The organism is Pantoea sp. ABR1s (genome assembly GCF_057812235.1).
The window spans coordinates 3972709-3994800 of record NZ_CM173823.1 but is presented as its reverse complement, the minus strand read 5'-3'; the positions used below and the strand labels follow the sequence as shown (position 1 = coordinate 3994800).

The 22092-nt window shown below is 58.7% G+C and carries 13 protein-coding genes; 10 read left to right on the top strand and 3 right to left on the bottom strand.

Annotated elements, in window-relative coordinates; all coding sequences use genetic code 11:
• The 3 genes from ACXKZD_RS18745 to ACXKZD_RS18735 are packed head-to-tail and all read left to right on the top strand — an operon-like array spanning position 1 to position 5275.
• Positions 1-3816 carry a cellulose biosynthesis protein BcsC gene (locus ACXKZD_RS18745; protein WP_488981794.1) on the top strand — a complete coding sequence of 1272 codons (3816 nt, stop codon included), beginning with the start codon at positions 1-3 and terminating at the stop codon, positions 3814-3816.
• Positions 3816-4259 carry a cellulose biosynthesis protein BcsD gene (gene bcsD / locus ACXKZD_RS18740; protein WP_488981793.1) on the top strand — a complete coding sequence of 148 codons (444 nt, stop codon included), beginning with the start codon at positions 3816-3818 and terminating at the stop codon, positions 4257-4259. Before ACXKZD_RS18745 ends, bcsD begins: the two co-directional genes overlap by 1 nt.
• Positions 4260-4267: 8 nt before the next feature.
• The gene (locus ACXKZD_RS18735) at positions 4268-5275 is read left to right on the top strand and encodes a family 8 glycosyl hydrolase (protein WP_031590334.1); all 1008 of its coding nucleotides are present in this window, start codon (positions 4268-4270) and stop codon (positions 5273-5275) included.
• 128 nt (positions 5276-5403) lie between these two features.
• Here the strand turns inward: ACXKZD_RS18735 and bcsG are convergent, their stop codons facing one another.
• Genes bcsG through bcsE form a run of 3 tightly spaced genes read right to left on the bottom strand, consistent with a single transcriptional unit; the run spans position 5404 to position 8788 of the window.
• Positions 5404-7065, bottom strand: a complete 1662-nt coding sequence (gene bcsG, locus ACXKZD_RS18730; RefSeq protein WP_488981792.1) for a cellulose biosynthesis protein BcsG — start codon at positions 7063-7065, stop codon at positions 5404-5406.
• Positions 7065-7253 (bottom strand): cellulose biosynthesis protein BcsF, encoded by a 189-nt coding sequence (gene bcsF, locus ACXKZD_RS18725; protein WP_033759427.1) that lies wholly within the window; start codon positions 7251-7253, stop codon positions 7065-7067. Before bcsF ends, bcsG begins: the two co-directional genes overlap by 1 nt.
• Positions 7253-8788 carry a cellulose biosynthesis protein BcsE gene (bcsE, locus tag ACXKZD_RS18720; RefSeq protein WP_187505918.1) on the bottom strand — a complete coding sequence of 512 codons (1536 nt, stop codon included), beginning with the start codon at positions 8786-8788 and terminating at the stop codon, positions 7253-7255. Before bcsE ends, bcsF begins: the two co-directional genes overlap by 1 nt.
• 206 nt (positions 8789-8994) lie before the next feature.
• Here bcsE and bcsR point away from each other — a divergent pair, with 206 nt between their 5' ends.
• From bcsR to ACXKZD_RS18685, 7 genes are all read left to right on the top strand, one after another.
• Complete coding sequence (bcsR, locus tag ACXKZD_RS18715; RefSeq protein WP_010257416.1) at positions 8995-9192, top strand: cellulose biosynthesis protein BcsR; 198 nt, start codon at positions 8995-8997, stop codon at positions 9190-9192.
• Positions 9192-9923 carry a cellulose biosynthesis protein BcsQ gene (gene bcsQ, locus ACXKZD_RS18710; RefSeq protein ID WP_033773252.1) on the top strand — a complete coding sequence of 244 codons (732 nt, stop codon included), beginning with the start codon at positions 9192-9194 and terminating at the stop codon, positions 9921-9923. Before bcsR ends, bcsQ begins: the two co-directional genes overlap by 1 nt.
• Positions 9920-12523 carry a UDP-forming cellulose synthase catalytic subunit gene (gene bcsA / locus ACXKZD_RS18705; protein ID WP_050680412.1) on the top strand — a complete coding sequence of 868 codons (2604 nt, stop codon included), beginning with the start codon at positions 9920-9922 and terminating at the stop codon, positions 12521-12523. The genes bcsQ and bcsA overlap by 4 nt, the downstream gene beginning before the upstream one ends.
• A gap of 4 nt (positions 12524-12527) precedes the next feature.
• Positions 12528-14816 carry a cellulose biosynthesis cyclic di-GMP-binding regulatory protein BcsB gene (bcsB, locus tag ACXKZD_RS18700; RefSeq protein ID WP_488981791.1) on the top strand — a complete coding sequence of 763 codons (2289 nt, stop codon included), beginning with the start codon at positions 12528-12530 and terminating at the stop codon, positions 14814-14816.
• Positions 14809-18276: a cellulose synthase complex outer membrane protein BcsC gene (bcsC, locus tag ACXKZD_RS18695; RefSeq protein WP_488981790.1), complete on the top strand. Its 3468-nt coding sequence runs from the start codon at positions 14809-14811 to the stop codon at positions 18274-18276. The genes bcsB and bcsC overlap by 8 nt, the downstream gene beginning before the upstream one ends.
• Before the next feature lie 116 nt (positions 18277-18392).
• The gene (gene hmsP, locus ACXKZD_RS18690) at positions 18393-20399 is read left to right on the top strand and encodes a biofilm formation regulator HmsP (protein WP_031292605.1); all 2007 of its coding nucleotides are present in this window, start codon (positions 18393-18395) and stop codon (positions 20397-20399) included.
• Between the two features lie 225 nt (positions 20400-20624).
• Complete coding sequence (locus ACXKZD_RS18685; protein WP_010257403.1) at positions 20625-21914, top strand: dicarboxylate/amino acid:cation symporter; 1290 nt, start codon at positions 20625-20627, stop codon at positions 21912-21914.
• Positions 21915-22092: the final 178 nt, after the last annotated feature.

Genomic DNA, 22092 nt, shown 5'->3' with positions numbered 1-22092 from the left:
ATGAAAAACAATCTGTTAAGTGCCGGTATCCGTAAGGCGTTGCTGCTGGGCAGCGCGCTGGCCCTGTCACAGCCGCTGCTGGCGGCGGAAAGCGCCAACCCGGCGTTGCAGGCGCTGTTCGATCAGGCCTCTTACTGGCATCAGAAAGCGCATGACGACCTGGCGACAGCCTCACTGCAAAAGGTGCTGATGGTTGAACCCAACAACACTCAGGCGCTCTACCTGCTGGCGCTCTATTCACAGCAGGGTGGCGACACTGCGGCTGCGGCGCAGTATCGCGCCCGGCTGAGCCAGGTCTCCCCCAACGATCCACATCTTGGCGAGCTGGATAACGCGCGCCAGATGCAGACCATTCCGCAGGCGCAGCTTGCGCTGGCGCGTCAGCAGGCGCGCAGCGGCAATATTCCGGCGGCGTTACAGACCTGGCGCAACACCTTCAGCGGCAATGCGCCACCACCCAGCGTCGCGGCAGAATATTATCTCACTATGGCGGGCGACCGTACGCTGCTGCCGCAGGCGGTTGAGGCACTGCGCCAGTTTGCGGCTCAGCATCCGCAGGACACCGGCGCGCGGCTGGCGCTGGGTAAAGCGCTGACCTATCAGGAACCGACCCGTCGCGAAGGCATTGAGGTGCTGAGTTCGCTGGCGAGCGGTAATCAGGATGCCGACCGCTCACTGCGTCAGGCGCTGCTGTGGCTCGGTCCGCAGCCGTCAGATGCGGCGCTCTATCAGACCTGGCAGCAGCGTCATCCGCAGGACTCCGCCGTCATCGACTACTACCGTAAAAACGTCGGCGGCGCAGAAAAAGGGGCCGGATTCAGCGCGCTGAACAGCGGTGACGTCGGAGGTGCGCAGTCCAGCTTTGAAAAAGTACTGGGTGCGAATCCGCAGGATGCCGATGCGTTAGCGGGCATGGGCTATGTGGCCCAGCGAGCCGGACGTTATCAGGAAGCGGCGGATTATCTGCAGCGGTCTGCTCAGCTCGGCGGCGATCAGGGTTCATCGCGTCAGCAGCAGGCTGACGATGCGCGTTTTTATGCACAGCTGGCCAGCGCCCAGCAGGCACTGAAAAGCGGAGACACGGCGCAGGCGCTGACATTAAGCGAACCGCTGGTGCAGGCTGACGGCGAAAAAGGGCTGGCCGCCAGACTGTTCCGCGCCGACGTGCTGCGCCGCACCAATCAGCCACAGCAGGCGGAGCAACTCTATCGCACTATTCTGCAAAGCGATGCGGATAACCGCAGCGCCAAAGAGGGACTGTTCTACGTTCTGCGTCAGCAGAATCGGGGCACCGAAGCTAACACGCTGCTGGGTGCATTGCCGGACAGCGTACGCCAGAGCGTCACGCCACGGGCCAATGAAGCCGATGCGCTGCGTCAGCAGGCGAAGCGTCAACTGGCGGCCGGTAACAATGCCGCTGCCATCGCGACGCTGCAGCAGGGTATTCAGCGTTATCCCACGGATGGCTGGCTGCGGCTCGATTTAGCCCGGCTCTATCGTCAGCAGGGCGACACGCTGCTGGCGGCCAACGTGATGCAGCCGGTGATGCGCAACGGGGCCAGCACCAGCGAACTGTATGCCGGTGCGCTTAACGCCAGCGAAAGCGGCGGCTGGCAGCAGGCCAGCACGTTGCTGTCGCGTATTCCCGCTAACGCGAAGACGGCGGCGATGCGTGAACTGGCGCAGCGGGTTAATTTCAATCTGCAGATGAGCACGGCCGACCAGTATCTGGCGCAGGGCGCGACGGCTGCCGCCGCCAATACCCTGAAGGCGCTCACGGTTAATCCACCCACCAACCCGGTTGATGCCGGAAACCTGGCGCAGAAGCTGGCGCAGGCGGGCGATCTCACCAGCGCCGTTTCGGTGGTGCGGACTAACCTGCAGCGTGGCGTGCAGGGCAATGCGGGCGATTATGCCGCGCAGATGACGGTACTGAATCAGGCGGGCCTCGGCAGTGAGGCGCAGCGCTTCCTCAGCAATCCGGAACTGCAGGCGCGCAGTACGCCAACGCAACTGGCCGGTATTCGCAATGGCTATCTGATTAACGAAGTGGATCGTCTGCGGCAGCAGCGTCAGTACGCGGTGGCGTATGACAAGCTGATTGGTGCACTGCAGCAGGATCCGCAGAACCGCGATCTGATGTTCGCGATGGCCCGTCTCTACCAGGACGGCAAGATGAACCGGGATGCGGGCGTGGTCTATGACTACCTGATGACCCAGGATACGCCGACGCAGGATGCGCGCGTCGGGGCCATCAACGTCGCGCTGGCGCAGAACAATGTGCAGCGCGCTAATGAGCTGAGTCGCGGCCTTAACAGTACGACTCAGACACCGGATCGTCTGCTGCTGCTGGCGCGGGTCGCGGAAGCCAATGGCGAGCATTCTCAGGCGATGGCTTATCTGCGTTCAGCGCGCGGTCAGCTGATTGGCCTGCAGGGCGCGCAGCCTGGCAGCGTGCCGACCGTGGGCGGACTGGCGCTGGCGGATAATCCGTTTATCAACCGTGATACTTCGCCGGTGGGACGTTCACCATCCAGCTACGGCACCGTGCTGCCGTGGCAGGCGGCACCGGCGGGCGTTGCCGCTGGCGTGACAACGCAGGGTGAACCGGCCGCGGGCAGCGAAACCGTTGCTCAACAGTCACAGATTCTGCACGACGTCGACACCATGATGGATTCGCTGCAGGAAAAAACCGGCAGCTGGAGTCAGGGCATGGTGCAGGTGCGCGGGCGTGATGGCGAGTCGGGCCTGAGCAAGCTGACGGAAGCCAAAGCGCCGCTGACCTTCTCTACCGTGCCGTTTGAAACGGCGCGCCTCGACTTTACCGCCACGCCGGTCTCACTTACGGCGGGCAGTGGCGCAGCCGATGCCTGGCGCCGTTTCGGCACCAATGCGCTGAGTCAGGGCAGGGTGGTGGCTGCAGGCGGTGCAACGGTGAATGACCTGCCGAACGCCACCACCGATTCGCAAACCGCTTCGGGCGTGGAGCTGAATCTGGCGCTGAAGGGCGACAGCTATAAAGTGGATATCGGCAGTACGCCGCTGGGCCAGGATCTCAGTACTCTGGTCGGGGGCGTACAGTGGTCACCGAAACTCACCGACTTCCTGACGCTGATCCTGACCGGTGAGCGCCGCGCGATTACCGACAGCCTGCTCTCTTACGTCGGCGCAGAAGATAAAACCAGTGGCAAACGCTGGGGACGCGTCACGAAGAACGGCGCTAACGCCCTGTTAAGCTACGACAATGGCGATGCCGGCTTCTATGCTGGTGCGGGCGCGTACAGCTATCTTGGCGAGAATGTCGCCAGCAACAACAACCTGCAGGCAACTGCCGGTGCCTACGTTCGTCCGTTCCACACTGACGATCGCGAGCTGAAAGTGGGCATGAGCCTGTCGTGGATGGACTTCTCGAAAAACCTCAGCTATTTCAGCTACGGCCAGGGCGGCTACTTCAGCCCGCAGAACTATGCGTCGGTCTCGTTCCCGATAGAGTTCTCACGCAAGTTTGACGATTTAAAAGTCAATATTGGCGGCGCAGCCGGTTATCAGACCTACAGTCAGGATAAGAGCGCGTACTTCCCGTCGGATGCCAGCCTGCAGTCAGAGCTGGAATCCCTTGCCGCCAGCGGCAGCGTGAAAGACGCTTACTACTCCGGCGGCAGTAAAAACGGCATCGGCTACAACCTGCACGCCGGGGCGGACTACAAACTCAATAAAGATGTGACGATTGGCGGCCAGCTGGGTTATGACACCTTTGGTGACTACAACGAAAGCAGCGCGCAGCTCTATGTCCGTTACCTGTTCGGAGAGAAGTAATGAGTGAGCATTCGGGGGTATCGCATCCGTATCAGCCGGGCTGGTTTGACCTGGTCAGCGTGCTGATTGACGGGATGATCGCCAACGCCGGTCATCAGGAGGCGGAAGCCTTTCTCTATAAGATGGGGGAATCGCTGGCGAACCGCTATCCTTTGCCAGAGTCGCGTACCGTGCAGGATCTGGAGCGCGAGTGCAATCTGCAACTGGCGCGGTTTAACTGGGGCTTTGTGCAGCTTCAGCCGGAAGAGAAGGCGCTGCTGATTGCCTGTCACGCCTTACCGGCAGGCGACAACATCCACTCTCCGGCTGACTGGCAGGCGGCGTTTGGTGCGGTGATGGCCGGACTTTTTTCGGGCTGGTTGCAGGGCCAGGGCGGCAGCAGCATTGTGCCGGTTACGCTTGAACTCAACGATGGCAGCACGCTGCACTATCGATATCAATAGGATCGGAAATGAAACGTAATCCACTCTGGCGGGTCTGGCTCTGCTCTGTTTTACTGCTGGCCTGCAGCGCGCAGGCGAGTGCCAGCGGCTGGGAGACTTTTAAAAGTCGCTTTGTGACCTCAGAAGGGCGGATCACTGACACCGCCAATAACAACGTCAGTCATACCGAAGGCCAGGGTTATGGCATGTTGCTGGCGGTGGCCAACGACGATCGCGCCACCTTTGATCGGTTGTGGCAGTGGACGCGCAGCCAGCTGCGTAATCCGCAGACCGAGCTTTTTTACTGGCGCTACGTGCCGGGCAGTGACAACCCGGTCGCCGACAAGAATAACGCCGCGGATGGCGATGTGTTGCTGGCCTGGGCACTACAGCGTGCTGCACAGAAATGGCAGGTGGAGAGCTACCAGCAGGAATCTGACCGTATTCAGCGCGCCATTATCAGGCTGGATGTCACGAGCTTTGGCGGCCACACCGTGATGCTGCCGGGTGCGCAGGGCTTTAACAAAGTCAGTTATGTGGTGCTCAATCCCTCTTACTTCCTGTTTCAGGCGTGGCGTGAGTTTGGTGAACACAGCCATCTTCAGGTCTGGGATAAGCTGATTAACGATGGCTTTGATCTGCTGGGTAAGCTGAGCTTTGGCAAAACCGGGCTGCCAATGGACTGGGTCGCACTGAATGCCGACGGTTCGGTTGCCCCGGCCGTCGGCTACTCGAACCGCTTCAGTTACGATGCGATTCGCGTGCCGCTGAACATCTGGTGGTATGACCCGCACAGTCTGGCACTGGTGCCGTTTCAGCGCGTCTGGCAGGGTTACAGCCGCATGCTGACACCCGCCTGGTTCGACGTGCTGGCGAATGCCCCTGCACCTTACCATCTTGAGGGCGGACTGCTGGCGGTACGTGACCTGACGCTGAATGAAACCGGCTATCTGAGCGATAAGCTGGCTGCGGATCAGAACTACTTTTCTGCCAGTCTGCAGTTGCTGACCTGGCAGGCGTTTCAGGAGAAGCGCTGATAACTGGCAGAATGGCGGCACTGGCCGCTATTCTGCCATCGACAGCCACGCGCTCAACAGGGAGCAGGCGCCGCGCCTGACCCGCCTTTAACTGCCGGGTCAAGGCTCTGCAACCCGGCGGTTACGCGTTACTGCGGATAGGCGACCCAGTCGCCGCCGTTCAGCCTGATCCAGGGTTTGCCCTGATACATTATCACCACTGCACCGTCATTTTCCGACACCACCGGCGTCTGTGGCAGCTTGTCAGTCAGCACCGACATATTCACATTCGGGGCATTAAATACCTGCCCATCTACGACGCGCGACACAATCTCTGACAAGGCCAGCAGGCTGGTCGGCGCATCAATGTTCAATGGCTGAGCCTGATGCGGCGCCTTCATTCCGACGAACTTAATGCCCACCGGTACGTGAGTAATATCCGGGCTGGGAATATCGCGCAGGCCGGACATCTGCATTTTGTCTCCCTGCAGCGCGGCACCGTGCTCGGGCACTACCAGTACCATGACGCGGCGGCCCGACTTCTCCAGCTGCGTCATAAAGGCATCAAGCTGATCGAATAGTAGTTGCGCGCGCGGTTTCCACGGTGCCGTTTTGGTGCTGCCGAGTTCACGGGTGCCGTCGTGCAGCGGGATCAGATTGTAGAAGGTGGCGCTGCGTGCATCGCTGCTTTTGCTGCGGTCGTCCAGCCAGCGCTGCATCAGTTGCGCATCGTTGAATACCGGCGAGCCGTCGAATGATGTCAGTTCTGGTGCGATACCCGCCTGTGACATCAGCGGTGCCTGAATATCGCCGCCCTCGCGCACCTCCTTCAGATAGTTACCGAATACGCCGGTGTGATCCATCATCAACTGCTCTTTAAAGCCCAGCTTCGCCAGATTGTCGAACAGATAGCAACGCGGATCGGCAGGTTTATAGAGATCGCTATGCGAGGTCTGGCCACAACTGGCACGCAGCAGTCGGATACCCGCCGGTCCGCTGTAGCTGGTTGCGGCGTTGTAATTGCTCAGCATGATGTCGAAATGCTGCCACAGCGGATGGTTACGCAGCTGAGAAGCATCCATATCAGACCAGGCGAGCGAACAGATATTGATCACCAGGATGTCGAAAGGCTGCGAATCGGCAGGCAGATTGTCGGGAAAATGCGTCACGCGCTGGCGTTCACTTTCATGAAAGCGGTTCAGCCAGGCGGTGAGATTCGCGCTGGTCGGCGGCGCAGACTGCTCCAGTCCATCCGGCTTGGCGGCTGGCTGGCCGCCGCTGGGTGTCTGATTCAATACGACCTGTGGCGTAGCCGTCCGGGTCGGCAGCAGCGACATCGCCGGGCCAGCAATCGTCAGCACGTTAAGCCAGATCAGCATCAGCGAAACCAGCACCGTGATGCGAATCCATTGTGATACAAACAGATAGAGAACCAGCAGCACAAAGGCGGCTCCCACCATTTGCCAGTTAATAAAGCGATCGGCCAGGTCGAGCAGATAGGCCGCAGAGAAGCCCGCCAGCTGATCGCCCTGGCTGAGTATGCTGCTGAGTCCTGGCAGCCAGGTGTCGTGCCAGAACAGCGCGATGCCAACCGGAATCGAGATCAACTGGCGGATGCGATGCAGGCGCGCCGAGGGTAACGGAAAAAGCAGCCAGGCGAGAAACACCAGATTGCTCAGGGCGTGAAAATTGAGATAGCCATACCACAGCAGGCCGAATTTCAGTAAAAAGTAGAAATTCCAGCCGCCCAGTCCGCGCCAGGAGGACCAGAAGCGGGAAGAGGAGGCCGCCGCGGGTTGATCAGTATTCATTAATTTTTTCTATCCGTTTCAGAGGATTGACGCTGCCAGTAACCTTCCGATTTAAGCGCGCGCGCTGGCAACAAACGATTCATGATGCCGTTCCAGCGACGGGGTAGCCATTTTTGATATAATGGCTTTAAAAACAGCAGGATAACCAGAATAAGTAGCGCAATTTGTATCCAGTCCATCAGATTCATCAGGCTTTGTTCTCCGGCAGTAAAGTGATGGGCTGCGGTGCAGCGCGTTCATGTGTTTCAGGCCGGCTCTCAACGGCGGCGCGGGCCGTCTCTGATACCGGAGCCAGATCCTGAATTGCCATCGGCGTCAGTTTCTTAATATTGCTGACTTCTGCGAGGATCTGATTATCCTCAAACCAGACCATCCGGTTAGCAAACAGCTCGTCGTGAGGCAGAGAAAAGATATATTTCAATGCCTTATCAAGGTCGTTATAGCGGCAGGAAGAGAGGAAAAGGATGACACGATCTTCCAGTACCGTGACCAGGTCGCCAAAGCGGCGCGGTTTACAGAGCGTCAGGATTTGCTGAGGCTTAAGCTGTGGCACAGGCCGCAACGCGACCAGCAGGCCCTTATCATTTTCCGGCAGCAGGGTATTGCTGATCAACTGGCCGACTGACTGACAGAAGGCATCGAGACGCAGGTAGCCTTTCTCATGCAGAGGCTGCAACGAAGCGGTTAACGCCTCAAGACTGGCGGGAACGCGACGGTTAAACACCTGTCCCTGAAGGCCCTCCAGCGTGGTCAGAAAGCGCGACAGTGTGGCGTTGGTCGGGACGATGGCGTTTACACCGCAGGCCAGCAGCAGACGTTCGTCGCTATAACGCAGGCTTGCACCCATCTCGCGCACCACAATTTTCAGTCCGTTGCCGCGTGTACGACGCAGGCTGTGCACCATCTTCGCCAGTTCGTTGATATATTCGCTGCGGGTCAGGCTGAAAATCACCGTTGCGGCATTGGCCTGCTGCGCCCGCAACCAGACCTGCTCATTATCCTCGAACAGTTGCCACTGGCGTGAAAGCGGCGGCGCGCCCTCCAGCACGATGTTGTCCGCAAGATAATGCTGCTCGTCGTTGAGGCTCAGTGGTTCCTGCTTTTCATTTAAGGTAAAAAAGCGTTCATTTTCACAGCCCAGACGTATTGCCCGATCGGCAAGCAGGCGTTCCGCGGCATACCACCAGTTAATTCGATACTGCCAGCTATCCTGCTGAAAGCTCAAATGCGCAACGCCATCCAGCTGACGAAAATAACGCTGAAGATGATTACTCAGATTTATTATTGTGGTGCCGGAGGTCACGATTAAAAGGGTGAGCTTTCTTTTATGCAGCGTCTGACGCATGCCCTTTATCCAGCGGGATAATTCTGCGTCATCAAGCTTATCCCATTGCGCTGCGCTGCTATTAAATATCACCAACCCATTTTTACTGCCGAGCGTGCGCAGAAAATCACTTTCCAGCTGCAACAAACTGCCTTTGCTTTTGGAAAGAGAAAACAGCGGAATACGATCGGGTCCGCCAGGTGGGTCGGGCGTCAGCAAATCACGCGGCGGCTGGTCAGCGCTGATCAGCGTTACGGCCTGCTGATGTGAAATTACCTGTCGAATAAAAGTGCGGGCGTCATCCTGCCGCGCACAGGTCACCCAATAACAGCCAGGCGTTTGCAATGCCGTTAATTCAGGCTGAACATGCAACAGCCCCAGCGAAAAAGAATTTTTCATATTGAATTCGTTATTTTTCCAGTCCAGGCTAGCTTATTATAGACAGGCCGGGATGTAACCTGAGAAATTTAAACATTGCTAATCACAGGCCGGCTCACATTGTTCTGCAATTGCCGCGTTTCTGGAAATATTTTTCAACTTTCCTTTACGCGTACGCGCAGTCGGTCATCCTGAGTGTGACGTTGTTTTATTTTTGGCGAACAGTAATGAAAAACCACAATCTCTATAACCCTGTTGCCGCTGATGGCGATCGTCAGGATGATATTAGTGCGTTGCGTGATGCGTTTTCTTTGCACTCTTTCCGCTATGTCGACATTGCGCGGGAAGAGCGCCTGAAAGCGATCGTGTCGCGCTGGCCGCTGTTAGCGGAAACCCTTGCCAGCCAGTCTGAGACCGATCGCTGATGCCGCAGATCGCGCTTCAGGGCGTACGGGGCGGCGTCGGCACGACTTCTCTTTGTGCCGGATTAGGCTGGGCGCTGGCGGCACTCGGCGAACGAGTATTGTTGATCGATGGCTCCCCGGTCAGCCAGCTCGGCGTGCATTTTAATCTGCCCGCTCAGCAGGATAATGGCTGGATGAAAGCACTGTGTGAGGGCGGTGACTGGCAGCACAGCGGGCTTCGCTATCCCGATGGTCCTGATTTGCTGCCTCACGGGGTGCTGTCCCATCAGCATGCTTTGACTATTGCCAGACAGAATGAGGCGATCGCCGCGCCGCTGCTCCAGGCATTACCGGACCTGCGGGCGCGCTATCAGTGGATTATTTTCGATCTGCCTGCCGATACCCTGCCCTGGCATGAAACGCTCTATCCCACGCTGGACAGCCTGCTGTGCGTCACTCAGCCAGACGCGAATTGCCATTTACGGCTTAGCCAGCGCCAGTTTCCGGCGCGCACCCGGTTTATTATCAATCAGTTTAATGCCAACAGCCGTCTGCAGCAGGATCTGCATCAGCTCTGGATGGCCTCGCTGAATCCGCTGATCCCCCTGCTGATCCACCGGGATGAGGCGCTGGCAGAAGCGCTGATGATGAAGCAGCCGGTCGGTGAATACCGGCCAAATGCGTTGGTCAGTGAAGAGATCATCACGCTGGCAAGCTGGCTGCTGCTCAATCTGAATGGAGTGAGCTCTTGAATCCGTTGTGCTGGCTGTTAACAGCGCCCGCCTGGCAATCGCTGCACAGGGGCTATACCACCGCGCGAGGCAATGGCGCGTCCCGCTTCGCCAGTGCGCTCCATCTGTTCTGGTCGGTGCTGGGCCTGATGCTGCTTCGCTTCGAAACACCAGGCTGGCAGCGGATTATTCAGCAGCGCCGCCGGCTCTATCCGCACATTTCGCCGGAGCGGCCGCGACCGCTGGATATCCTGCGTTATCTGATCCAGACGCTGTGGCTTTTGGTGATCCTGCCGCAGAGCGATCGCGCTCGTGGCGGTTTCCGTGGCCTCGGTGCGCTGTCTGGCTGGCGCCACCATGGCTACCGCTGGCTGGACAAGGCCGTTGCCCACTCACAGACCCAGGGAATCGATGTGCGCATCGAACACTGGCTGAAGCGGCTGTCGCCGCTGGTGCGACGCAGCCTCTTCGCCGTCACTGCCCTGTTTGCCACGTTGCTGGCGCTGCTCTGTATCAGCCAGCCGTTTGGCCTGATGACGCAGTTTATCTTTGTGGTACTGCTCTGGAGTCTGGCGATGCTGGTACGACGCGTCCCGGGGCGTTTCCCGACCATGATGCTGATTGTGCTGTCGCTGACCGTATCGTGCCGCTACCTCTGGTGGCGCTATACCTCGACGCTGAACTGGGACGATCCGCTGAGTCTGGTGTTTGGTCTGCTGCTTATTGCGGCAGAGACCTACGCCTGGGTGGTGCTGGTGCTGGGCTATTTTCAGACGCTCTGGCCGCTTAACCGTCAGCCAGTGTCGATGCCTGTCGATCGGGATCAGTGGCCAGGCATCGATCTGCTGGTGCCAACCTACAACGAACCGCTCAGCGTGGTCAGACCCACCATCTACGCTGCCATGGGCATCGACTGGCCGAAAGACCGCCTGAATATCTATCTGCTCGACGACGGCGACCGGCCGGAATTCCGCGACTTTGCCGCCAGCGTGGGTATCAACTATGTCGTCCGTCCCACCCATGAGCACGCCAAGGCCGGCAATATCAATCACGCGCTGAAAAAGTACTGCCGCAGCGAATTTGTGGTGATTTTCGACTGTGACCATGTGCCGACGCGCGCCTTTTTGCAGATGACCATGGGCTGGTTTATTAAAGATCCCCGGCTGGCGATGATGCAGACGCCACATCACTTCTTCTCGCCTGATCCGTTTGAGCGCAATCTCGGGCGGTTTCGTCGTACGCCCAATGAGGGTTCGCTCTTTTATGGACTGGTGCAGGACGGTAATGATACCTGGGATGCCACCTTTTTCTGCGGCTCCTGCGCCGTGCTGCGCCGCAGCGCGCTGGATGAAATTGGCGGTATTGCGGTGGAAACCGTTACCGAAGATGCCCATACCTCGCTGCGGCTGCACCGGCGCGGCTACACTTCGGCCTACATCCGCATTCCTCAGGCGGCCGGACTGGCGACCGAAAGTCTGTCAGCGCATATCGGACAGCGTATCCGCTGGGCACGCGGTATGGTGCAGATCTTCCGCCTTGATAACCCGCTGTTTGGTAAGGGGCTGAAGTGGGTACAGCGGCTCTGTTATGCCAACGCCATGCTGCACTTTCTCTCTGGCATTCCGCGGCTGGTCTTCCTGCTGGCGCCGCTGGCGTTTCTGCTCTGTCATGCCTACATCATCTACGCACCTGCGCTGGCGATCGCCATTTATGTTTTGCCCCATATGCTGCATACCAGCCTCACCAACTCGCGTATTCAGGGACGCTGGCGACACTCTTTCTGGAGCGAGGTCTACGAGACGGTGCTGGCCTGGTATATCGCCCGGCCTACCACCGTGGCGCTGTTCAATCCTCATAAAGGGAAGTTTAACGTCACCGCAAAAGGCGGGCTGGTGGAGGAGGAGCATCTGGACTGGGTGATAACCAAGCCCTACATGCTGCTGGTGCTGCTCAACCTCGCAGGGGTATTGATGGCGTTCTGGCGCATGCAGCACGGTCCGGCCAATGAGGTACTGACGGTATGGGTGAGCCTGATTTGGGTGCTCTACAACATGATTATTCTTGGCGGTGCGGTAGCGGTTTCGGTTGAAGCACGGCAGATCCGTGAGGCGCACCGGGTGGAGATCGCCATGCCGGCCGCCATTGCACGCGAAGATGGTCATATGCTGCCCTGTACGCTGCGTGACTACTCTGACGGCGGCGTCGGGCTGGAGATGCGCGAGCCGGATGCGCTGCGGGAGAATGAAAAAGTGTGGCTGCTGCTGCGTCGTGGACAGCAGGAGTTCAGCTTCCCGTGCCAGGTGCAGCGGGTCTTTGGCCACCGGGCTGGCGTGCGTCTCCATCAACTGACCACTCAGCAGCATATTGAATTTATCCAGTGTACCTTCGCCCGCGCCGATACCTGGGCGCTGTGGCAGGACGGTTTTCCGGAAGATAAACCGGTCCAGAGCCTCGCCGATATCATGATCCTCGGTTTCAAAGGTTACCTGCGCCTGGCGGAATATGGCCCGCCGCAGTTACGTCGGCTGTTTAACCTGCTTACCGTTGGGGTGAGCTGGCTGGCTTCGCTGTTGCCGCAAGGCATCGGACGTGTGCCAGCTTCAAAAAACGCATTGAGTTGATGATATGACGATACCGAGAGTAAACAGGTGGTTTGCCGCTCTGCTGCTGGGCAGTGCAACGTTAAGCTGTGCCGCCGCGCAGGAGGACGCGCCCGCAAACATCGCTGGTGTAACGCCTGTGCAATCTTTACCGCAGGATAGCGGCGCGCCGCTGCGGAACAGCCAGCTGAGCTTTGCCCAGCTGGCATCGCCGCCTGGCAGCATGACGCTGCGTGGCACCCGCACCACCGGACAGATTGAGTTCGGTGTGCGCAGCGATGAGGTGGTGACGCGCGCGTTGCTGAACCTCAGCTTTCGGCCTTCGCCCGCACTGCTGCCGACGCTGTCGCAGCTGAAGATTTATCTCAATGATGAGCTGGTCGGTCTGATCACTCTGACGCCGGAACAGCTGGGCAAAGAGATCCAGACGCAGCTGTCGATCGATCCGCGCTACATTGCCGACTTTAACCGCGTGCGTTTCGAGCTGGTGGGCCACTACGCCAACGTCTGTGAAAATCCTGCCAATAGCGCAATCTGGCTGGATATCGGCAAACAGAGCGGCATCGATCTGACGCTGCAAAAACTGCCGCTGAAAAATGACCTCTCCCACTTCCCGGAACCCTTTTTTGATTCGCGGGATATGCGACCGCTGACCCTGCCGATGGTGTTCAGCGCCCAGCCGGATGTCACGCAGCAGCAGGCTGCCGCCATTCTTGCTTCCTGGTTTGGCAGCAAAACGGGCTGGCGCGGGCAGCGTTTCCCGGTGCTGTATAACCAGCTGCCGCAACAGCAGCATGCGGTGGTGTTTGCCACCAACGATGCGCGCCCGGATTTCCTGAAAGATCTGCCGCCGGTGACAAAACCCACAGTAGAGATTGTCAGCCAGCCCGATAATCCGTATGAAAAAATGCTGCTGATTCTGGGACGCAACGATGAGGACCTGCTGACGGCGGTTCAGGGTATTGCCCAGGGTGAGCTGCTGCTGCGCGGCGATACCTCAACCATCGACAGCGTTAAGCTGCTCTCCCCGCGCCAGGCCTATGACGCCCCTAACTGGGTGCGGACCGATCGCCGCACCACTTTCGCCGAACTGACGCAATATGAGAATCAGTTGCAGTCTGATGGGGTGCAGCCTAATCCCGTCAGCCTGACCCTCAATCTGCCGCCCGATCTCTTCCTGGTTCGCGCGCGCGGTATCGACATGGATCTGAGCTATCGCTATACCGCGCCTTTCCAGTCGGATGGCTCACGGCTGGCGGTCAACCTGAATAATCAGTTCATTCAGGATTATCCGCTGCCGCCGAAAAATACGACGGGTCAGCAGCTGCTGCATATTCCGCTGATTCAGGGAATGCTGGACAAGAGCCATGAGCTGCTGATTCCGGCGCTGCGCCTCGGGGTGGTGAATCAGCTGCGCTTCGATTTTGATTACGCCAACATCACCATCAGCGGCAACGCGGATGGACGCTGTGAAACCGCAACGCCGATAACGCATCATGTGGTGGTGGACGACAATTCCAGCATCGATTTTTCCGGCTATCGCCACTACATCGAAATGCCGTCGTTGCGCGCCTGGGCGAATGCGGGCTTTCCGTTCAGCCGCTACGCCGATCTGGCGCAAACCCTGGTACTGATGCCGCCAAAACCCGATGCAGAGCAGGTCAGCACGCTGCTGAATACGTTGGGCAATATGGGTGCGCAAACCGGCTATCCGGCGCTGCGCGTTCAGTTGACCGATGACTGGGCCACAGCGAAGAAGCAGGATGTGGATCTGCTGATGATCGGTGTCATCCCCAAAGATCTTCAGGATGACCAGCGGATCCCGGCGCTGGTCGACGCCACCGCCAGCTGGCTGAAAGAGCCTGTGCGACAAATCACTCCGGAGGTGAACCCGCAAAGTCAGCGCGAGCAGGCGGCAGAAAGCACGACGACTATCAGCTCCCGCGGCCCGCTGGCAACGGTGATTGGCTTCCAGTCACCTTTTTACGATCAGCGCAGCGTTGTCGCGTTGCTCGCCGATGGCACGCCGCGCAGCTGGCAGTTGCTCAACGAGGCGATGGGTGACAGCGGCAAGCGTGGCACGATGTCTGGCTCCACCGTGGTGATCCGCGAGTCAGGGGTTAACAGTCTGCGCGTGGGAGAGAGCTACTACGTTGGTCATCTGCCGTGGTGGGAGCGTCTCTGGTCGCTACTCTCCGTCCATCCCTTCTGGCTGGCACTCTGCGCACTCTTTGTAGTGGTGCTGTTTGCGCTGATGACCTGGCGTCTGATGCGAATTATTACCCGTCGTCGTTTACTGGATGAAGATGAATAACGCACAGGTGCTGCGGGCAGGCATGCTGCTTGGCGCACTGAGTGCGCTGCCGGGGCTGGCTGCACCGGTCGACGGATCGGAGGTGTCGCCGGTCGAATGGTTGCTGTCACAGGTACGCACCGGCGAGTCGACCAACAAATATGATCTGGTGCAGCAATCGCTCTACCGGCTTGAGAAGATCGATCCCGATAATCCGCAGGTGCTGGCGGCTCGCCTGCGGCTGGCGCTGCGTCAGGGCGATATCCCTAAAGCGCAGATGCTGCTGGAGCAGCTGAAAAAGGTTGCGCCCGACTCCGCCGCGACGCGTGAATCCGCCGTCGGCCTGACGCTGATGTCGTCGGATGGGCGTCAGCAGTTGCAGCAGGCGCGCCTGCTCGCCACCTCGGGGCGCCTGGCGGAGGCGAAAAGTGCTTACGATGCGTTGTTCGGAGGGGTTTTTCCGGATGCGAACACGGCGCTGGAATACTGGCGGCTGCTGGCACGCACTCCCGGTCAGGAGAGCGTCGCTTACCAGCAGCTGCAGGCGCTGGAGCAGCGCTACCCGGGCAATATCGGGGTTGAGCTGCAAATTGCACGCATGGCATTTGATCAACAGCAGCCGGAGCAGGCGATAGCGCAGTTGAAAAAGCTGGCAAACAGCAACGGCGGACGCGCCGCCGCCGCCGATCTCTGGCTGCAGCAAATCAGCGATCAGCCGGTCAGTGACAGCAGCGTGGCGCAGTTAAACGCCTACCTGACTGTTTTTACCGACGGCGACGCACACCAGCAGGGCGCGGATGTGCTGGCGAAGCAGCAGGCGCAGCTCGCCGATCCCGCCTATCGCGAGCGGATGCGTGGCCTGGCGCTGGTCGAGGCGGGCGATGTGAATAATGCGATGGCAGCGCTTAGCCGGGCACTGAAGGATAACCCCAACGACGCCGAATTGATGGGTGCAATGGGGCAGACTCAGGCACGCGCCGGCCATCGTGATGTGGCGGTGCTCTGGCTGGAACGCGCCGTTGAGGCGGGAAAGCAGAGTACGCTGATCGGCAAATGGCAGTCACTGCTGCAGACTAACCGTTACTGGCTGGCGGTCGAACAGGGCGATAAGGCGCTGGCGCAGCATGACGTTGAGGGGGCCGAACGCGCTTACCGCGCCGCACAGAAAATTGATAGCACCGACAGCTATGCCCTGATTGGCCTGGGCGATGTGGCGATGGCGCGTAAAGATGCGGCAGGTGCCGAACTGTTCTGGCAGCATGCGCTGCGGCTTGACGCGACCAACACGACCACCGTGCGTCGCCTGGCCGGGCTTTATCAGGCCGAGTCGCCTGCCCGCGTAATGCAGTTTATCAGTACGCTACCCGCCGGGCAGCAGCGCGAGATGGCGGGAACGTTGCGCGCGCTGCGCAGTGACAGTCTGCGCGCCGAGGCCGATGCGCTCGCCCGGCAGAATAAATGGCCGCAGGCGGCAGAGAAGTATCGGGCGGCGCTGGCGCTGCAGCCGGATGACGTCTGGCTGAGTTATCGGCTGGCGAGCGCGCTACGCGACGGTGGGGCCACCCAACAGGCGGATGCGCAGATCGCGACGCTGCAACAGCAGCATCCCGGCGATGCGACCGCGCTCTACGCCGCCGCGCTCTACCTTTCCAGCCGGGATAATGATGACGCCGCACTGGCAACGCTGCATCGCCTGCCTGAAACGCAGTGGAACAGCAATATGCATGAGCTGGCTGACCGGCTCGGGCAGGATAAAATTTTTGCCAGCGCCGAAGCGCTTCGTGCGGCAGGGCAGGAGCGGGCAGCCGTGACGCTGCTTTACCAGCAGCCGGTTTCCAGCCGACGCAACCTGACGCTGGCCGACTGGGCGCTGGCTCGCGGGGACGCGCAGCAGGCACTGGAGATCTATCAGCAGGTGCTGTCAGGTGAAGCTGACAACAGCGACGCAGCGCTGGGACGAATCGAAGCGCTGGTTGCCCTCCAGCGCCACAGCGAAGCACGCCAGGCACTTGAGCAGCAGCCAGCCCAGCCCAACACTCTTAATGCCGATCGCCGCGCCGCGCTGGCATGGCAGGCGGTGGGCGAAACCACGCAGGCTGCCGTGCGCTTTGCCAGCCTGAAGCAGCGCGCTGCGTCACTGCCGCCATCACAGGATAAGGCACTGGTGTTTCGTGATGCGGCACGGCTGGAGCGCACACAGCAGCAGCCAGAGATCGCGCTGGCGGATTATCGTCAGGCGATGACGGCCAGCGGTATCGGCAGCGGCGAAAGTATCAGCCGCGCGACACGTTCTCAGGAACAGGATGACTGGCTGAAGCGCAGTATTCGCAGCGACACCGCAGATCTCTATCGTCAGCGTGAGACCACGCTGACGGTGCAGCAGGATTATTCGCGCAATAAGGGTACGGCTGGGGTCTCCGACTTTACTGCCCATACCACCATGCTGCAGGCGGAAAGTCCGTTTGCCGACGGACGCGGCTTTTTCCGTCTCGACCAGGTGGACGTCTCGGCAGGAAGTTTTACCACCCGCAACGGCAGCTTCGACGAGCAGTTTGGTAGCTGCGACGACGCCAGTTCCGGCGGATGCAGCCGCGATGCCAGTCAGCGCGCCGAGGGCACTGCGCTGGGCGTCGGCTGGCATAATGACCGCTGGTCAGCGGATCTGGGTACCACGCCGCTGGGCTTTGAGGTGACCAACTGGACCGGCGGCCTGAGCTGGAAAACTGACGTCAGGGATCTTGGCGTGACGCTGACCGCCTCGCGACGGCCGATCGCCAGTTCGCTGCTTTCCTACGCGGGCGCGCGCGATCCATCAGCCAACGGTGGAAAAAGCTGGGGCGGCGTAGTGGCAACGGGTGGCAGCATCGGGCTGAGTTACGATCAGGGCGGCGCACACGGTGTCTGGGGCGACATCAGCGCGCATCAGATCACCGGTAAAAACGTTGCGGATAACAGTCGCGAGCGCTTAATGGCCGGCTACTACTACAAGCTCATTAATAGCGATAATCGCCGGGCTACCGTCGGGCTGAACAGCATGCTCTGGCACTATCAGAAGGATCTCAGCGATTACACCTTCGGTCAGGGCGGCTACTACAGTCCGCAGCAGTATCTCTCCTTTTCCGTGCCGGTCACCTGGCGACAGCGGACAGAAAACTGGTCGTTCGACCTGGGCGGCTCGGTTTCCTGGTCACATTCGAAAACCGATGCGCAGCAGCGCTATCCGGTCAATCCCGGCTTTACCCTTGCCAGCAATCCCGTTTCCGCCAGCAGCACCGGTAGCGGCACGGGGTATACGCTGCAGGGCGTGGTTGAACGTCGTATCACGCCCGACTGGTTTATCGGGGTGGGCGTCGATATTCAACAGGCGAAAGACTATACCCCAAGTCATGGGCTTATCTACGTGCGTTACTCTGCCGCTGGCTGGGAAGGGGATCTGGATATGCCGCCACAGCCGCTGACCCCTTACGCAGATTTCAAATAATCCCGGCCGGGAAAAAGCCGGACTTTTCAGACGGTAAAAAAGTCAGTTTATGGGATATACTGGCGGGCATTGTACTGTCTGCTATCTGGGCTTTTTTCATCGTCAGGAGAATATTTTTGCGCGTAAGCCGGTCACTTACGATAAAGCAGATGGCGACAGTTTCGCTGGTTGCGGTTATCACCATCAGCATCTTTATCGTCATCCAACTGTTTCATTTTGTGCAGCAGCGCAGGATTGACTACGCCCAGCAGATGGAGAATATCGCACACACCGTCCGCCAGCCGCTGTCGGAAGCGGTACTGCGCGCCGATATTTCTCAGGCCGAACGCATTCTCCATTCACTGAAACCTGCCGGTATTTTATCGCGCGCCGATGTGGTGCTGCCGAATGCGTTTCAGGCTCTGCATGCCGACTTCGAAACGGAGAAACCGGTGCCGCGTCTGGTGGCGCGACTGTTTGAGCTGCCGGTGCAGATTACCCTGCCGCTCTATTCAGTGGAAAATACCGGGATGCCGAAACCGCTGGCCTATCTGGTGCTGCAGGCTAACTCGACGCGCGTCTACCAGTTTATTCTCAGCACGCTCTCGACCATGATTATCACCTATCTGCTGTTGGCACTGATCCTGTCAGTGGCGATCAGCTGGTGTATCAACCGGCTGGTGGTGCATCCGCTGCGCAATCTCTCGCGGGAGCTGCAGGAGCTGCCGCCGCAGTCGATTCTGACGCATAAGCTGTCACTGCCGCAGAGCCACCGCGATGATGAAATCGGCATGCTGATCCGCAGCTACAACCGCAATCAGCAGGTGCTGGAGTCGATACATGATGAGATGAGCCGGCTGACCACCCATTTTCCCGTGACCGATCTGCCCAACCGTACCCTGTTTCTGGCGCTGGTCGAGCAGTTCATGAGCAGCCCGGAACAGCCGCTGGGGCTGATGGTGATCCGCATTGAAACCCTGCAGGAAGCCAACGGCGTATTAAGCGATGAGCAGCGCGATACGCTGATGCTGACGCTGGTGGAGAAGATCCGTAATACGCTGGATGACCATACTCTGCTGGCGCAGACCGGGACCAGCGACTTTGTTCTGTTAATGAAGCGCGCCAGTAATCCGTTCCGCGCCCTGCGTCTGGCCCGTAACCTGATGATTCGCCTTAATCAGCCGGTCAACCTCTATCAGCTGCAGCTGCGTCCTAACGTCAGCATTGGTCTGGCGCTGCGCGATGATCAGCCGCTGAGCGCCAGTGATCTGCTTGGCCGCGCGACCTCAGCGATGATGTCGGCCCGTCATCAGGGCAAAAATCAGATTCTGTTCTTTGACGCCGCGTTAACCGAGCGCGCGCAAAAACGTCTGACCCAGGAGCATGATATTCTGCAGGGGTTGCACAATGAGCAGTTCGCCCTCTATCTGCAACCGCAGGTCGATATGCGCACCGGCACGTTAGTCGGCGCGGAAGCGCTGCTGCGTATGCGCCAGCCAGACGGCAGCTACGGTCTGACCGAAGAGTTTATTGCCAGTGCCGAAGAGATTGGCGTGATTAGCGCGATTGGCCGCTGGGTGTTTGAAGAGGCGTGCCGCATTCTGGCAGGCTGGCAGCGACAGGGCATTATGCTGCCGCTGAGTGTGAATATTTCCGCTGTGCAACTGCGTGACACGGGCGTGGTCTCTCATCTGCAATCCCTGCTGACGCGCCACCGCATTGCACCTGGCACCTTCGTGCTGGAAGTAACAGAAACGGCTCAGCTTGATGATGCTGAACAGGCGATATCGATGCTGCGGATGCTGCAGCAGACCGGCGTAGCCGTGGCTCTGGACGATTTCGGCATGGGCTACTCCAACCTTAACTACCTCCATCAGCTGAAAGCGTTGCCGGTTAACAAGCTGAAGATGGATCGCAGCTTCGTGGCGGCGCTGCCGCATGACGACACCATGGTCTGCATCGTGGCGGCCATCGCCGAGATTATCCATCTGGAGGTGATTGCCGAAGGCGTGGAGACAGCGGAACAACGCGACTGGCTGCTGGCGCGCGGCATCTCTATCGGACAGGGCTATCTGTATGCTGAAGCGCTGCCTCTGACCCGATTCAATCAGGCATGGATCGAAAACTCCTCACTACCGCAATAATTGCCTGATTCATTGATTTTGCAAGAATTTTAGTTACAAAACCCCCTGCTGAAGCGTTTCAGTTCAGAATTACGATCCCCGGGTTTCCTGGGCGTTTGTCACCCTGTATTAATCACGTAAACAGAGTGTTATTTTCGGGTTACTGTCAGGCGCCACCTCTGTTGCCCGCCAGTCACAATAACGAATCCGACAACATCACCTCACGGCGTTAGTGGACACCTGTTTATGAAAACCTCACTTTTTAAAAGCCTTTATTTCCAGGTGCTGATGGCGATTGGCATCGGCGTTTTGTTAGGCCATTTTTACCCGGAGTTAGGGACCCAGATGAAGCCGCTGGGAGATGGCTTTGTTAAGTTAATCAAGATGATTATCGCCCCGGTGATTTTCTGTACCGTGGTGACTGGCATCGCTGGCATGGAAAGCATGAAAGCGGTAGGACGGACCGGCGCGGTTGCACTGCTCTATTTTGAAATTGTCAGCACCATCGCGCTGATTATCGGCCTGATCGTGGTGAACGTGGTGCAGCCAGGTGCCGGGATGAACGTTGATCCTGCCACGCTGGATGCCAAAGCCGTGGCGATTTATGCGCAACAGGCAGAACAGCAGGGCATCGTTGCTTTCCTGCTGGATGTCATCCCCAACAGCGTGATTGGCGCCTTTGCCAGCGGCAATATTCTACAGGTGCTGCTGTTTGCCATTCTGTTTGGTTTTGCCCTGCATCGTCTGGGTAACACTGGCACGCTGATTTTCAACGTGATTGAAAGCTTCTCAAAAGTGATTTTCGGCATCATCAACATGATCATGCGTCTGGCACCGATAGGGGCATTTGGCGCGATGGCGTTCACTATCGGCAAGTATGGCGTGGGCTCACTGGTGCAGCTCGGCCAGCTGATTATCTGCTTCTACATCACCTGTATTCTGTTTGTGGTGATCGTGCTGGGGCTGATTGCACGCCTGTTCGCCGGATTCAGCATCTTTAAGTTCATCGCCTATATCAAAGAAGAGCTGCTGATTGTGCTGGGTACTTCCTCTTCCGAGTCTGCGCTGCCGCGCATGCTGGATAAGATGGAGAAGCTGGGCTGCAAGAAATCGGTGGTAGGGCTGGTGATCCCCACCGGTTACTCCTTTAACCTGGACGGCACCTCGATTTACCTGACCATGGCGGCAGTATTTATCGCTCAGGCGACCAATGCGCACATGGATATTTTCCATCAGATTACGCTGCTGGTGGTGCTGTTGCTCTCCTCCAAAGGCGCGGCGGGGGTAACCGGGAGCGGATTTATCGTGCTGGCGGCGACGCTCTCTGCGGTGGGACATCTGCCGGTGGCGGGTCTGGCGCTCATTCTCGGTATCGACCGCTTTATGTCCGAAGCCCGTGCGCTGACCAACCTGATCGGTAACGGTGTGGCGACCGTGGTGGTGGCGAAGTGGGTCGATCAGCTGGATCATAAACAGCTGACCGACACGCTGGCAGGCCGGAATAAGGAGAATAAAGCGTCTGAATCTTCAATTTAATCATTGAATTTCACTTAAATCCCCACAAATGCCCGCTGTCGCTTGCCCTGACAGCGGGCATTTGCATAATAAACCCCACTTGTTTTTTTTGACGTTTTTCACTTCGTTACGCGACATCCTGAGCTTCCTGTGGTCAAACACTTTGTTGTTGGATAACAGCGCGATTCGGCGCCAGCCG

What these genes read in the sequence shown, in the direction of transcription:
- bcsB (WP_488981791.1), top strand. Translation starts at nt 12,528, where the DNA reads ATGACGATACCGAGAGTAAACAGGTGGTTTGCCGCTCTGCTGCTGGGC.
- ACXKZD_RS18685 (WP_010257403.1), top strand. Translation starts at nt 20,625, where the DNA reads ATGAAAACCTCACTTTTTAAAAGCCTTTATTTCCAGGTGCTGATGGCG.
- bcsE (WP_187505918.1), bottom strand. Translation starts at nt 8,788, where the DNA reads ATGAAAAATTCTTTTTCGCTGGGGCTGTTGCATGTTCAGCCTGAATTA.
- bcsG (WP_488981792.1), bottom strand. Translation starts at nt 7,065, where the DNA reads ATGAATACTGATCAACCCGCGGCGGCCTCCTCTTCCCGCTTCTGGTCC.
- bcsR (WP_010257416.1), top strand. Translation starts at nt 8,995, where the DNA reads ATGAAAAACCACAATCTCTATAACCCTGTTGCCGCTGATGGCGATCGT.
- ACXKZD_RS18735 (WP_031590334.1), top strand. Translation starts at nt 4,268, where the DNA reads ATGAAACGTAATCCACTCTGGCGGGTCTGGCTCTGCTCTGTTTTACTG.
- bcsC (WP_488981790.1), top strand. Translation starts at nt 14,809, where the DNA reads ATGAATAACGCACAGGTGCTGCGGGCAGGCATGCTGCTTGGCGCACTG.
- bcsF (WP_033759427.1), bottom strand. Translation starts at nt 7,253, where the DNA reads ATGAATCTGATGGACTGGATACAAATTGCGCTACTTATTCTGGTTATC.
- bcsQ (WP_033773252.1), top strand. Translation starts at nt 9,192, where the DNA reads ATGCCGCAGATCGCGCTTCAGGGCGTACGGGGCGGCGTCGGCACGACT.
- bcsD (WP_488981793.1), top strand. Translation starts at nt 3,816, where the DNA reads ATGAGTGAGCATTCGGGGGTATCGCATCCGTATCAGCCGGGCTGGTTT.
- ACXKZD_RS18745 (WP_488981794.1), top strand. Translation starts at nt 1, where the DNA reads ATGAAAAACAATCTGTTAAGTGCCGGTATCCGTAAGGCGTTGCTGCTG.